This window comes from Polaromonas sp. CG_9.11 (genome assembly GCF_015752225.1).
Taxonomy (GTDB): domain Bacteria; phylum Pseudomonadota; class Gammaproteobacteria; order Burkholderiales; family Burkholderiaceae_C; genus Polaromonas.
The window spans coordinates 53,649-68,149 of the sequence record NZ_JADOVE010000020.1; the positions used below are offsets into that span (position 1 = coordinate 53,649).

Consider the following 14,501-nt stretch of genomic DNA (forward strand, 5'->3'; position numbering starts at 1 on the left):
TTTCCTTCGTGTTGTTTTAGCAGCGCAACCTGAGGGGCTCGGCCGCGTTCTCCGGCATAAGATGAATATCTTTGGACGAGCCCTGACTGTGATGGCGCGTGCGCTGGGTCAGGATGCCTTTGAATGCCGCGTTAAAGGCAGGCGTGTCCTCAGGCGTGCGATTGCTGACCCAATCGCGAAGCACCAGGACCTCCTCCTCAAGCCAGTGCGCGCCGGCTCTTTCAGGGTCGAGCTTCGCGTCAGGCGAACTGGTCATCTTGCGGCTGTGCACCAAGCCGGCCAGTGTCAGTAGCCATGGCGGGCAATTCGCGGTGAAAGCCGCGGACCTGGCCGTTTTTGCCGGTCAGCACACGAATCAACACCCCGGATTCTTCAAGGGCCGCACGTGGCTCGGTCATACTGCCTGCTCAAAGCCATCGCGCAGCACCATGCCAATGCCTAGGCCGCCCAGCCGGTGTTGCGGTGAAGTGCATATGGATTCCTCAAGGCTTGAACATGATCTGACTTTGATATGCGCCACCATGCCCGCTTGTCGGTGCGTCGGGGACTGTGGCGTAGGAGAAAAGCCTAAATGCAGCCCGCGCATGCCTAGATGTAGAACCATGCCTAGAATCGGGTTTATCCTGTCGCGGCACCTGCGTGCAGGACCGCAATTATTTTTTTAACGATCGGGAGACCCCATGATTCAACGTCGCCAAGCCCTCCGCCTTTCCCTTGCCATGCTGACTGTGTCGGCGCTTGCCGTCATCAGCGGCTGCGGCATGATGAAATCGTCATCGACCTCGATGCCGGACGCCAACCTGGTGGCTTTGAGCACCCAGCTGCGCGCCTCCAACGAGGTGCCGCCCAATGCAAGCCAGGCCAGCGGGACCGTCGATGCCGTGCTGAACAAGGACAGCAACCAGCTGCGCTGGAAGGTCAGCTACACCGGTCTGAGCGGGCCCGCCACGGCGGCGCATTTCCATGGCCCCGCCGCCGCCGGCGCGAATGCCGGCGTGGTGCTGCCGTGGGCAGGTCCCGTCACCAGCCCAATGGAAGGCACCGCCACCCTGACCCCTGCACAGGCTGCCGAACTGGTTGCCGGCCGCTGGTATGCCAACATCCACACCGCCGCAAATCCGGGTGGTGAAATTCGCGGCCAGATGACAGTGCGCAACTGATCCGTAATCATTGACTTTGCTATTTTTTAAATAGCTGAAAAAGACCACTGGACGTGCGCCAGTGGTCTTTTTAGCTTGAAAAGCGTTATGCATGAAAGTTTGTGAATGCATGGTTTTCGAATTTGAAAAAAGTACGCAGCCGAGGCTGGGCGGTTGCTTCGTTTTGAAGGGCCGATGCTGCCATCCCCCGGTGCATCCTCACGCGGCTTAATTACGTTCCTGAAACCTGCGCCACAGGTAAATCCCAAGCTGGCAGCGACCTGCCCTGAAGACCACCAGCGTTTTTCGCTGCCGCAATGGCTCCCGCAAACAGTCTCCCAGCGATGACCATTGCGAGGAGCATGGCGGGCAGCTGGTGTGCATGGTGAATCGCGGTCTTGCCGAGGATCGTTTTTGCCGAGCTTTTGTCCAATAGCCTGCTATTGGACAAAAGGCGGTGAAAAACGGACCGGCGCGGCCGCTCTTCAGCGCACGTTCTTTCTGCCGCCCAGCCTCTTAGGGCCTTGCCCCAGTGAAATACATCTTCAGTCCCGACAGCGAGATTGCATTGCGCGCGGCCGTCAGCACCCTGCGAATCGACCAGCTCGACTGATGGCAATCAACGCCCTGCTTGGGACCATCGGGCAGGCTGCTTCAAATTTTATAGCAGTCCTCAAAGGCCAGTATTGCGCCAAAGCCAGTTTTTATGGGTAATTGACTGGCATGCTGCGCTTTTAAAGCGCCATCGGTGCTTGAATTTGCACCGCGCTGAGTGGCATGGACTTTAATTTACAGGGCGTATGTCATGGCGGGCTCGCCTTGACGCCGCTAAAACCTTAAAATCCTCGGTTAAGCAAAAATCGCAGGCGTTGTCATTCGGCCGTCCGCGCGATTTCAACCAAGAATCGCCCGCCATGAACGCCCCCATCGACGTCTCCTTTTTCAACCGCGCCGCCAAACCGCTGACCAGTTACCGCAAGTACTGGGCCGCCCGTTTCGGCACCGCCAAATTCCTGCCCACCAGCCGCGCCGAGATGGACGCACTGGGCTGGGACAGTTGCGACATCATCATCGTCACCGGCGACGCCTACGTTGACCACCCCAGCTTCGGCATGGCGGTGATTGGGCGGGTGCTGGAAGCCCAGGGATTTCGGGTCGGCATCCTTGCCCAGCCCGACTGGCAAAGCGCCGAGCCCTTCAAGGCGCTGGGCAAGCCCAACCTGTTCTGGGGCGTGACCGCCGGGAACATGGACTCGATGATCAACCGCTACACGGCGGACCGAAAGATCCGCAGCGACGACGCCTACACGCCCGGCGACATCGGTGGCAAGCGGCCCGACCGCGCCGCCATCGTCTACAGCCAGCGCTGCCGCGAAGCCTATAAAGACGTGCCCATCATTTTGGGCGGCATCGAGGGCAGCCTGCGCCGCATCGCGCATTACGACTACTGGAGCGACAAGGTGCGTCGCTCCATCGTCGTCGATGCGAAAAGCGACCTGCTGCTCTACGGCAATGCCGAGCGCGCGCTGGTCGAGATTGCCCACCGCCTGGCTGCGCGCGAACCGGTGCAAAGCATCACCGACGTGCGCGGCACGGCGTTCGTGCGTCGCCAGGACGACGAAACCGGCCGGGGCTGGTTCGAGATCGACTCGACGCAGGTCGATGAGCCGGGCCGGGTGGAATCGCACATCAACCCCTACATGACCACCAGCGAGCAGGCAGCGGAACAGGGCAGCACGTGCGCCAAGGAAGACAATGAAAAAGCCGCTACTGAAAACATAGCTGTTGGTGCACTGCCAGCAAGCGCTACTGGCCAATCCAGCTTGAAAAATGAGGCCAATCCGGCGATCAAGCCGCTGACCTTCTTTCCCAACCCCGCGCTCTACGGCAAGGGCAGCGTCAAGGTGCCGCCACGCGACCGCACCGTCATTCGCCTGCCGAGCTACGAGCAGATCAAGGCCGACCCGGTGCTGTACGCCCATGCCAACCGCGTGCTGCACCTGGAAACCAACCCCGGCAACGCGAGGGCGCTGGTGCAGGCACACGGCGAAGGCACGACCGCGCGCGATGTCTGGATCACGCCGCCGCCCATCCCGCTGACCACGGCCGAAATGGACTACGTGTTCGACCTGCCTTATGCGCGCGGCCCGCACCCCAGCTATGCCGACGACAATGGCGGCCACGATGGCGTGACCAAGATCCCAGCCTGGGAAATGATCCGCTTTTCGATCAACATCATGCGCGGCTGCTTTGGCGGCTGCACTTTTTGCTCCATCACGGAGCACGAAGGCCGCATCATCCAGAGCCGTTCCGAGGAATCGGTGATTCGCGAGATCGAGGACATCCGCGACAAGGTTGAAGGATTCACCGGCACCATTTCCGACCTGGGCGGCCCCACCGCCAACATGTACCGGCTGGGCTGCAAGAGCCCCGAAATCGAAGCCGCCTGCCGCAAGCCGAGCTGCGTCTACCCCGGCATCTGCCAGAACCTGACCACCGACCACGGCCCGCTCATCAAGATCTACAAGCGCGGCCGCGCGCTCAGGGGCATCAAGAAAATCCTGATCGGCTCGGGCCTGCGCTACGACCTGGCCGTGAAAAGTCCTGAATACGTGAAGGAACTGGTCACGCACCATGTCGGCGGCTACCTGAAAATTGCGCCCGAGCACACCGAGCAGGGGCCGCTGACCAAGATGATGAAGCCCGGCATCGGCAGCTACGACAAGTTCAAGACGCTGTTCGAAAAGTTCAGCCTGGAAGCGGGCAAGAAGCAGTTCCTGATTCCCTACTTCATCGCCGCCCACCCCGGCACCAGTGACGAAGACATGATGAACCTGGCGATCTGGCTGAAGAAAAACGGTTTTCGCGCCGACCAGGTGCAGACCTTTTACCCCAGCCCGATGGCCACGGCCACGGCGATGTACCACAGCAACAAGAACCCGCTGCGCAAAATCACCCGCGACAGTGAAACCGTCGACATCGTTCGCGGCGACAAGCGCCGCCGCCTGCACAAGGCGTTCTTGCGCTACCACGATGCCAACAACTGGCCGGTGCTGCGCGAGGCGCTGAAAACCATGGGCCGCGCCGACCTGATCGGCAACGGCAAGCACCACCTGATTCCGACCTTCCAGCCAATGACCGACGGCACGTACACCAGTGCGCGGCGCAAGAACTCAACCGCCACCGTGACCAAGGCATCAGCAGTCGTCAAGGGCCGGATGCTGACGCAGCACACCGGGCTGCCGCCAAGGGACAACGGCTCGGGCAAGGTTGCGGGCAAGCTGGTCCGCAAGCCCCGTTAAAACCTGGGTAGATTTTTCCTAACCACTCAGGTCGATCACAGGCCGGAATCGGGTGATTCCCTGTCTGATTCCGTTTCTCAATCAACCAGAGATTAGGCGCGAAGCCGCAGACAGCGCCGAGGCACGCCAAGGCCAAGCAACGACATATCGGATTGGTTGGGAAATGGAATGACGCCCCGGACCGCAGCGCAGGCCCCATGAATTTCAAGCCTTCGTCAATGCTGCAAAAATCCCCATCCCAACTGCTCCACTAAAGGCGGGAAGAAGAAATTCAGACACGGGGCAAGGTGCCACCCGATGGCGTGAGTCGTCACGATTTTTAAGGTATTTAGGGTGCTAGCGCATGTTCCATATGCGTTGGAAGCTATTAAAATAATAGCGAAATAGCCCCAGCCTGAAACAACAGTCCCGCAGCGGCGCGCAATGGACGGTTACAGTGGCAGGGTAATAATCAGCCGTCCTGAAACCGGCCCGGCGCCGGCTATAAAAACATGATTCAAAACCTGTCTGATGATGTGTCCGCGCCGGCTATGCCAGGCTTTCTCGTGAACGGTGGCGAGATGGGCGCGCTCATCAGCGCCCATGACTGGAATGCAAGCCCCCTTGGTGCGCCCGAGGGCTGGCCGCCACTTTTGAAAGGCACGCTCGCGTCGATCCTGGCTTGTCCGCAGCCGATGTTACTGGCATGGGGGCCGGCGCTCCTTTCGTTTTTCAATGACGCCTATCGTGCGACGCTCGGGGAACGCCTGGGTGGTGCGGTGGGCCGGCCATTTGCCGAGTTGTGGTCCGATGCCTGGCCCGAACTCCAGCCCATCGTGCGCAGGGCACTCGGCGGAGAAGGTTCACTTCATGAAAACATGCCGCTCACCCTGACCCGCAACGGCTATGACGAAGCCACCTGGTGGTCGTTTTCCTATATGCCCCTGCGCGACGCCAGTGGCGCAGTCGCTGGCATGTATTGCATCACCACCGAGAAAACTGAACACATGCTGCTGGCACGGCAGGTGGCGGTCGAGCAAAAACGTCAGGCGTTGCGGATTGAACTCGGGGACGCCCTGCGCGATGCCAGTACGCCGGAGGCCTTGATGATGATCGCCGCCGAAAAGCTGGGCCGGCACTTGCACGTGGGTGGCGTCGGCTATGCAGAAGTTGATGCGTTGGGCGAGTCGGTAAAAATTCACCAGGACTGGATTGCCGAGGGTTCTCCCAGCCGGGTCGGAACCCTTTGGCTCGACGACTTCGGACCCGCAATGATTAAAGAGTTGCGGGAAGGGCGAACCGTGGTGGTGAACGACACAGCCACCGACCTGCTGACTGCCGGAGCGGCTTGTGGAGCCGCTTGCGAGTCAACCCATGTCAAGGCTTTCATTGATTTTCCGTTGATCAGAAATGGCCGACTTGCCGTGATCCTGTTCGTGATTAATTCGCGGCCACGCGTCTGGACGCTTGACGAAAAAGCGCTCGTCGAGGAAGTCGCCGAGCGGACCTGGGCGTCGCTGCAGCGGCTGCAGACAGAACTTGACCTGCGCGAGGTGAACCGGGCGCTCCAGCAACGCACGACTGAACTGATGCTTACCGAAACCGCGCTGCGGCAGTCGCAAAAACTCAAAGCGCTGGGTCAGCTCACCGGCGGCGTCGCGCATGATTTCAACAACCTGCTGGCTGTCATCAGCTCTTCGGTTGAACTGCTGCGCAGCGACAAACTTCCTGGCGAGCGGCGTGGCCGGTATCTAGACATGATTTTCGACACGGTGGGGCGCGCCGTCAAACTTACCAGCCAGTTGCTGGCGTTCGCCCGCCAGCAGCCGCTCAATCCCGAGGTGTTTGATGTGGACCTGCAGGTGCAAGGCGTGGTTGATCTGGTTCGTCCGCTGATGGGCTCGCAGGTGCTCGTCGATCTTCAACCCCGCAGTAAAACCGCCTGTTTTGCCAGGGCGGACATCAGCCAGTTTGAAACCGCGCTGGTGAACCTTGCCGTCAACGCACGCGACGCCATGAACGCAAAAGGCCTTCTCACCCTCAAAGTGCATGCGGTGAACAGCATCCCCGCTGGCCCAGGCCATGACCGCCGCATGGGCGATTTCATCGCCATTTCAATGACCGACACGGGCTGCGGCATTGCGCATGACAAACTGGAGGCGATCTTCGAGCCCTTCTACACCACCAAGGAAGTGGGCAAGGGCACAGGCCTGGGCTTGAGCCAGGTGTTTGGTTTTACCAAGCAATCGGGCGGTGAAGTCGAGGTCAGCAGCACGCTGGGCAGCGGCTCTGTGTTTACCCTGTACCTGGCACGCGCCATGCCATTGCCACCGCCACAAAGACCAACAGCGTTCTTCAAACCGGGCGTTCTGGGCCACGTCACCAGCGTGCTCGTCGTCGAGGACAACAAAACCCTGGCGCACATGACGTGCGAAATTCTGGACAGCCTGGATTACCGCACGACCTGGGCTGCCAGTGCGGAGGCCGCACTGGCCTTGTTGGCCAAGGATGAAGGCCGCTTTGACCTGGTGTTTTCCGACGTGATCATGCCTGGAATGGGCGGGATCGAGCTTGGGCTTGTGGTGCGCCAACGCTATCCCGGCCTGCCAGTCGTATTGACCAGCGGCTACAGCGCCGTCATGGCTGGAAAGGGACGGCACGGATTCGAGCTGATTCAAAAACCTTATGCGTCTGAAGCACTGGTGCGGGTTTTTTCCAAAGTGATCGCCGGGCAGGCGTCTGCTTCAGGCAGGGCGTCGCAGCACAGCAGCGCGCCTTTCGGAACCGAAAAACTTTGATTCGAGAGTTGGAGAATTCAGCCATGAAAATCCGCTCCCAACTGCTGCTGATGGCCGCGGCCATACTGATTCCAGTCATTGTGGCGTCCGGGCTGGCGCTTGAAAACATCAGGGAAGCCGGGCGACAGGCGGCATTGCGCGGATTACGCGAGTCAGCGCGTGCCACTGCCCTCATCGTTGACCGCGAGGTGCAAGGCTCTTTGTCCGCGCTGAAGGCATTGGGCGGCTCGCCACATCTTGAGAACCGCGACTTCAAGGCGTTCTACGAGCAGGCGGCGGCGTTTTATCAGAAGGGTGACTCGTGGACCGTGCTGTTCGACGACAAGGGCGCCCAGGTTGTCAATACCGCCGTTCCCTACGGCACCCTGTTGGCGTCGCCGCCTATAAGCCGAGTCGAGGTGGTCAGGAAAGTTCTTTCCAGCCAGAAACCCGTGACCACTGACCTGGGGGTCGGCTCCGTTACCGGCAAGATGATCACCACCGTCAATATTCCAGCAGTTGCGGCGGGCGGCAGGTCGTTTGTCGTTGCTCAGACGTTTGCGGTTGATTACTGGAAGAAAAAGGTCTTTCAGACAAATTTGCCTTCTGACTGGATTACGGGCGTGATCGACCGTAAGGGACTGTTTATTGCCCGCAGCTTCAGAGCTGACGAGCTGGTCGGTAAGCCGGCCCGACCCAGTCTGGTTGCCGCTGCCGCGGCTTCTCACGAGGGCATTCTCCGTTATACGACTCTGGAAGGCGTTGATTCCTATAACGCCTACACCCACTCTGACCTGACGGGGTGGACAATTGGCATTGCCGCGCCAGTCAGCTCTATCAGTGCGGCTGCGAATAGCGCTGTCTGGCTGGCCGTGCTCGGCATGTTGGCGGCTATTGCCGTGGCTGCTCTCGCCGTAGCGGCGTTTGGCCAGCGGTGTATCAAGGCGATAGAAAGCGCCAGCAGGTCAGCCATGGCCCTCGGGCGCGGCCAGCAGCCTGGCGTTGAACGCACTGGCATCGAGGAAGTCAATGCCTTGAATCACGAACTGGTCAGTGCGGGCGCTTTGCTGGACGCAGAGCGCAAGTCACGCCAGGCAGCAGAATGCGAGCGGGAGCGCCTGCTCCGCAATGAGGTGCTGGCGCGGGAGAATGCCCAGGCGCAGAACGAAGCCAAGGACGAGTTCCTGGCCATGCTGGGGCATGAGCTCCGAAATCCTTTGGCTGCCATCGCAGGCGCGACGGAATTGCTGCAGCGAACCGGTCTGGGCACGGCCGGCGCCGAGCGCTGCATCAGGATCATTAGCCGCCAGAATCATCACCTCAACCATATCGTCAGCGACTTGCTGGACGTCAGCCGGCTGATGGCCGGCAAGATTGAGCTGAAACAAGAGCCGCTGGACATGGCCGATTGCGTCAGCCAATGCGTCGAAGCACTTCGCGCAACCAAGCAGGCAAGGGGCCAAAAAATCACCGTGCATGCCAGCAGCGCATGGTTCAGTGGGGACGCCGTGCGAATGGACCAGATCCTGAACAACCTGCTAGCCAACGCGCTGAAGTTTTCCGATCCCGGCTGCGAAGTCAAGGTCACGGTTTGGGAGGGCACGGGAAAGGCCTTCGTGACGGTTCAGGATACGGGCGCCGGCATCGTGCCCGAATTGCTTGCCCATGTGTTTGAACCTTTCGTGCAGGGGCCGGCGCCCGCCAACCGCTTGCAGAGCGGGCTGGGCATTGGCCTGGCGCTGGTCAGGCAACTGGTGCGCCTGCATGACGGCGACGTTCAAGCCGCGAGCGCGGGAACCCGGCAGGGCAGCACTTTTTCATTATGGGTTCCCGCCATTGCCATTGCCGGGCAGCTTCCTGAAATCACTCGCCAGGCTGCTGGTGCTCCCCGGCAACGCAAGCTTGTTTATGTAGAAGACAACGCTGACGCCAGGACGATGATGGCCGAACTGCTGCGAATGCTCGGTTACGAGGTGATTGAAGTGGTGGATGGTACGAGTACGCTTCCTGCGGTCTTGGCCGCGCAGCCCGATGCAGTGATCATTGACATCGGGCTGCCTGACATCGATGGCTACGAAGTCGCCAGGCGACTGCGGGCGGATCCCTTGACGCGGTCCATTCCCCTGCTTGCCCTGACAGGCTACGGGCAGCTTTGCGACAGGCAGGCTGCGACACTGGCCGGCTTCAACGCCCACCTTGCCAAGCCGACCAACTCGACCGCGATCGTTAAAACCCTTGAAGAAGTGATCACTGCCGCCGAAGTTTTCGAAGGCTGAAGGCTTGGCTCTGGCCTGGGTTGACTACTGCCTCTTTTCTGCTGCCAGTCACGCCCTGCACAGCCTGGTCAATGGCTGGGTTCAGGCCATCGTGTGCAGTGGAATGTCTTTTTCCACTGCCAGCGTGTCCAGTTCCTGACGCGTTTTTGTCAGCAGAAAATCGGCGATGACCCGGCGCGTGGCGGGGGCGAGCAGGGTACCGATATCGCAAGCAGCCATGCCGGCCGCCGCGCACAGGGCGGCGGCAAAGTGCGGCTCCAGCGCAGCGAGTGCCACGCGGCCATCCTTGCATGCATAGACCCGATAACCGGCATGGGCGCCTCCAATCCATCCGTCCGGCTGCGTCAAACCCCATTGACGGGGCAGTGCAAGGTGGCCGGCAGCCACGGACAGCGCCACTTCGATGAACACGCCATGGGCAGCATTCGCCGCGTCTTCTGCACTGCGCCGCATCAGGCAAGCCTGCAGCACGGCTTCGGTGGCCATCAGGGAGCCGCCCATGTCGGCATACAGCGTGGCGGGTAATTCCAGGCCTGGCACCAAACCGTTTTCGGCCAGGTAGGTCAGGTCGTGGCCCGGCGCTTCGGCGCGTTCGCCGGGGCTGCCGACGATGGCAACTTGCGACAGGGCCGGGTAGCGCTGGTGCAGGGTGTCCCAGGCAATGCCCAGCTTCTTGAAGGCCGAGGGACGAAATGAGGTCAGCAGCACATCGGTTTGGGCCAGTTCACGGTGCAGAACTTCCTGCCCTTCAGCGGTTTTCAAATCGGCTTTCAGCACCGCGATGCCTTCGTGCAGCCGGGCATAGGCCGGCCGGCTGTAGTGGTCCATCGGGTCGCCGCCCGGCGGTTCAAGCTTGAGGCAGGCGGCCCCCATCTGGCGGCATCGCATCAGCGCGGCAGGGCCCGGCAGATTGAGCGCCAGGCTCAGGATACGGACGCCCCGAAGGGACTGGAGGGGCAGGGCGGGGTGGTTAGTCATCTGCTATTGAATTGCTAGCTGCTTGCGCAATATGCATAAGCGCCAGAGGTTGAAATGACCCCAATTTACCGCAAAAACAGGCTCGCCATTGAAAACCGGTGACAGCGTCGCCTGCAGGGAACTTGCCGCAAGCTGTCGTGTGCCGGTTCATGCGCCGAAGTTCAGCGGCAGTCCGACATAGTTCTCGGCCACAGATCGCGAACCGGCTTCGGAGTTGACGAGGTAGCCGAGTTCGGCTTCGTGGAACTTCTGGCCCATCTCGCCGTTCTCGGGGAAGCGGTGCATCAGGCTGGTGAACCACCACGAAAACCGCTCGGCGCGCCAGATGCGGCGCAGGCAGCGTTCGGAGTAGTTGTCGATGCCGGCTTCGCTCTTGTCTTGGTAGAACCCAGTCAGCGCGCTGGACAGGTGTTTCACGTCGGTCGCCGCCAAATTCAGCCCCTTGGCGCCGGTCTGCGGAACGATGTGGGCAGCATCGCCGGCCAGGAACATGCGCCCGAAGCGCATTGACTCGGTCACAAAACTGCGCAACGGTGCAATGCTTTTTTCGATCGACGGGCCGGTGACCAGCTTGGCGCGCGATTCCGGGTCCAGGCGCAATCGCAGTTCCTGCCAGAAGGCTTCGTCCGACCAGTCTTCGACCTTGTCGATCAGCGGCACCTGCAGGTAGTAGCGGCTTCGCGCGGCTTTGCGCTGCGAACACAGCGCAAAGCCGCGCGGGCTGTTGGCGTTGATCAGCTCATGGTGCACCGGCGGGGTGTCCGACAAAATGCCCAAGCCAGCCGGAAGGGTAAATTTTTTCGAACTCGCGGATCGCGCCGCGCGGCACGCGGGCCCGGCAGACGCCATGAAAACCGTCGCAGCCGGCGATGAAGTCGCAGTCGATTTCATGCGCCTGGCCGTCTTTTACATAGCGAACGCGGGGGCTGGCAGTGTCAAAGTCATGCACCGTCACATGGCCCGCTTCATATATCGTGCTCGGGCCGGCGTCCTTGCGCGCGTCCCTCAGGTCATGCGTCACTTCGGTCTGGCCGTAAACCATGACGTGCTTGCCGCCGGTCAGCCGGTTTCAGGCAGCTACCTGGCAACGGCCCGGTTGCCTCGTGCGGTCCAGCCGATGCTGAACTGGCTGGCGGTGCAAACACGCGAATCGTTCTCGGCGGTGGTACTCGACGGCAACGAAGTCGTCATCGTGGCCCGCAGCGGATTTGAGCGGAAGCGCACGCCGGATGACAGGACGCCGCCTGCCGGCATGCTGCTGGCCTATGGTCTGCATCTGGGTGCCCGCTTGCCGACGCATGCCACTTCGACCGGGCGCGTGCTGCTGGCTGCCAAGCCCGATGGCGAGGTCAGCGACTGGCTCAATACCAGGTCTGAAAACGGCGGTCTGGCCCGGCTGACGCTGCACACGGTGACCGACCCGGCACGACTCAGGCAGCTGATTGACCAAGTGCGGCTTGACGATTACAGCGTGGCCTGCGAGGAGCATGCACTGGACGTGCTGGCGCTGGCCGTGCCGCTGCGTGGCATGCAAGGGCGCACCGTGGCGGCGCTCAATGTCGTGAGTTCGCCGCAACGGATGACGGCCGAAACCCTGCGGCGCGAGCTGCTGCCGCTGCTGCGGGGCGCCGCACGCGAATTGCGGCCGCTGCTTTGAGCCAGGCCGGCGCCCTGGATGCGGGGCTGAAAAACAGGCGCGGTAAACTCATCGTTCAGGCAGTTTTCGCTGCTTTCAACCTCCTTTTCCATGCCCCCTGACGACATTGCCCGGCTGGCGCTTGACGCCTTTGACCACGCCGTGGACGCCTCCGGCTCCTTTCGCGACCGCCCCGGCCAGCGCCTGATGGCCGAAAAAGTCGCCCACACCTTCAGCGTCGCCACCCTGGGCAAGACCGGGGAGGACGGCGATGAACCCATTCGCGCCATTGCCGTGGTCCAGGCCGGCACTGGCGTGGGCAAGTCGCTGGCCTACTGCGCGCCGGCCATTGCCGCTGCCCTGGCGCGCAACACCCGGGTGATGATTTCAACCGCCACCGTGGCCTTGCAGGAGCAACTGGTCAACAAGGACTTGCCGGCGCTGGCAGCCATCTTGCCGCAGGACTTTCGCTTCGGTCTGGCCAAGGGACGCGGGCGCTACGTCTGCAAGCTCAAGTTGTCGCGCCATGCGGGCGATGCCGACGGTGCTGTAGAGGCCGATGACGACCTGTTTGCCGACGAACTGGCCGCCGCCGCACCGCTGCATGTGATGGAGGCGCGCGCGGTGTTCTATGCCGCGCTGGTGCGCGATTTGTCCAGCGGCGCCTGGGACGGCGATCGCGACAACCTGGTACAGCCGCCTGAATCCGACCTGTGGTCGCCGGTGGCGGCCGAGGCCAGTTCCTGCACCGGCAAGCATTGCCCGGTCTTCAACCAGTGCACCTATTACGAAAAGCGCAAGGAACTGGTTGGCGCCCAGGTGATCGTGGTGAACCACGACCTGCTGATGTCCTCGCTCGGTTCACGCATGCTGCCGGAGCTGGACAACTGCCTGCTGGTGCTCGATGAAGGGCATCACCTGCCGGCCGTGGCGCTGGACCACTTCGCCGCGTCCATGGACCTGAGCCGCACCCTGTGGCTTGAAACGCTGGCCAACCGCGCGCGCCGTATCGGCGGGCTGATGACGGTGTCTGAATCCGCCGACGTGCCGCGCCTGGCCGCGCAACTGCGCCAGGGCATGGTGGACCTGAGCCGCCTGCTGATGGACCTGCATGGCCAGGCTTTCAAGGAAGCGCGAACCCAGCAGGGGCCGGTGCGCTTTCGGCTGCCGCGCGGCGTGCTGCCTGAAGCGCTGGACGAGCCACTGCGGCTGCTCCACGTGCTGGCCGAAAGCTTTTTGGCCATCCTCAGCACGATTGCCAAGGCCTTGCGCACGGCGATGCGTGACCAGCCCGACGAAGCGCGGCGGCTGTCCATCCTGTATGCCCAACTGGGCATGCTCTCGCCCCGGCTGGAAAAAGTCCAGGCGACGACCGAGTTGCTGCTGAAAGCCGCCGCAAATGATCAAGACAGCGTGCCGGTGGCCAAATGGTTCACCTTTGAAACCGGCCAGGGCTCACTCGACAGCGGCCTCGTGGTCATCAAGGCGCATGCCAGCCCGATCCTGCCGGGCAGCACGCTGCGCCAGCATTTCTGGTCGCGGGTGCGTGCGGCGGTGGTCACCTCGGCCACGCTGACCAGTTGCGGGAAGTTCGACTTCTACCTGCGCGAATCCGGGCTGGACCAGGACCCGGCGGCCAGTGTGCTGGAAGTCGCCAGCCCATTCGACTACGCCAGCCAAGGACGCTTCGTGACGGTGGAAACCGTGGCCGATCCCCGGCATGCCGAAGCCTTCACCGCTGAAATGGTCCAGTCGCTGCTGGGTGATCTGGCGCTGGTCGCGCATGGCGCGCTGTGCCTGTTCACCTCGCGCGAGCAGATGCGCGTGGCGGTGGCCGCGCTGTCGGGCGTGCTGCAGGACACGGTGCTGGTGCAGGGGGAACTGCCGCGCGCGCTGCTGCTCAGCCGCCATCGCGCGCGGGTCGAGGCCGGCGCGACATCGGTCATCTTCGGCATGCAGTCTTTCGGCGAAGGCCTGGACCTGCCTGGGCCGTTGTGCGAGTCGGTGTTCATCGCCAAGCTGCCATTCGCGTCGCCGGACGATCCGGTCGGCGAGGCACGCGCCGAATGGCTGCGCTCCGTGGGCCGCGACCCGTTCACCGAATTAGTCGTGCCCGCCACGGCGATCCGGCTGGCGCAGTGGGCCGGGCGTGCCATTCGCCTGGAGACCGACCGGGCCTTCGTCTACTGCTACGACCGCCGGCTGGTGAACACGTCTTATGGCCGGCGTTTGCTGCAGGGACTGCCGGCATTCCTGCAGCAGCGCCGCAGCGCGGCGGGAATGGTGACGCCTGACTGAACGGCTTGGCCGCTGCCGCGAGAGCAACCGTTTCAAGCATCAAAAAGGCCCGTTGCGCACGTCCATCTTGCATAAGGAGCTATAAATTAAATAGCAATAGCCTGTCCTGTGCTATC

The 14,501-nt window shown here is 62.0% G+C and carries 8 protein-coding genes and 2 pseudogenes; 6 read left to right on the forward strand and 4 right to left on the reverse strand.

The features are described from left to right. Positions 1-16 precede the first annotated feature (16 nt). A complete protein-coding gene (locus IWX85_RS20510; RefSeq protein ID WP_231379849.1) occupies positions 17-256 on the reverse strand; it encodes a hypothetical protein in 240 nt (79 codons plus the stop codon). Further along, a complete protein-coding gene (locus IWX85_RS20515) occupies positions 240-398 on the reverse strand; it encodes a hypothetical protein (RefSeq protein ID WP_231379850.1) in 159 nt (52 codons plus the stop codon). The genes IWX85_RS20510 and IWX85_RS20515 overlap by 17 nt, the downstream gene beginning before the upstream one ends. 282 nt (positions 399-680) lie before the next feature. Between IWX85_RS20515 and IWX85_RS16075 the strand changes: the two genes are divergently transcribed. From IWX85_RS16075 to IWX85_RS16090, 4 genes are all read left to right on the forward strand, one after another. Next, positions 681-1,160: a CHRD domain-containing protein gene (locus tag IWX85_RS16075; RefSeq protein WP_051983968.1), complete on the forward strand. Its 480-nt coding sequence runs from the start codon at positions 681-683 to the stop codon at positions 1,158-1,160. 893 nt (positions 1,161-2,053) lie between these two features. Beyond that, positions 2,054-4,441, forward strand: a complete 2,388-nt coding sequence (locus tag IWX85_RS16080; protein ID WP_036811960.1) for a YgiQ family radical SAM protein — start codon at positions 2,054-2,056, stop codon at positions 4,439-4,441. A gap of 491 nt (positions 4,442-4,932) precedes the next feature. Continuing rightward, on the forward strand, positions 4,933-7,218 hold the full coding sequence (locus IWX85_RS16085; RefSeq protein WP_196870393.1) for an ATP-binding protein: 2,286 nt from the start codon (positions 4,933-4,935) through the stop codon (positions 7,216-7,218). A 23-nt stretch (positions 7,219-7,241) separates the two neighbouring features. Beyond that, positions 7,242-9,473: an ATP-binding protein gene (locus tag IWX85_RS16090; protein ID WP_196870394.1), complete on the forward strand. Its 2,232-nt coding sequence runs from the start codon at positions 7,242-7,244 to the stop codon at positions 9,471-9,473. An 81-nt stretch (positions 9,474-9,554) separates the two neighbouring features. On the opposite strand, the gene IWX85_RS16095 is transcribed toward IWX85_RS16090, so the two are convergent. Together IWX85_RS16095 and IWX85_RS16100 are read right to left on the reverse strand one after the other, a co-directional pair. Further along, complete coding sequence (locus IWX85_RS16095; protein ID WP_196870395.1) at positions 9,555-10,451, reverse strand: CoA transferase; 897 nt, start codon at positions 10,449-10,451, stop codon at positions 9,555-9,557. A gap of 147 nt (positions 10,452-10,598) precedes the next feature. After that, positions 10,599-11,514 (reverse strand): annotated as a pseudogene (locus IWX85_RS16100) (4-hydroxybenzoate 3-monooxygenase); the annotation flags it as partial. A gap of 6 nt (positions 11,515-11,520) precedes the next feature. Between IWX85_RS16100 and IWX85_RS16105 the strand changes: the two are divergent. Then, a pseudogene (locus IWX85_RS16105) lies at positions 11,521-12,108 on the forward strand (IclR family transcriptional regulator C-terminal domain-containing protein); the annotation flags it as partial. 90 nt (positions 12,109-12,198) lie between these two features. Then, positions 12,199-14,385 carry an ATP-dependent DNA helicase DinG gene (dinG, locus tag IWX85_RS16110; protein WP_196870397.1) on the forward strand — a complete coding sequence of 729 codons (2,187 nt, stop codon included), beginning with the start codon at positions 12,199-12,201 and terminating at the stop codon, positions 14,383-14,385. The last annotated feature ends 116 nt before the right edge of the window (positions 14,386-14,501 follow it).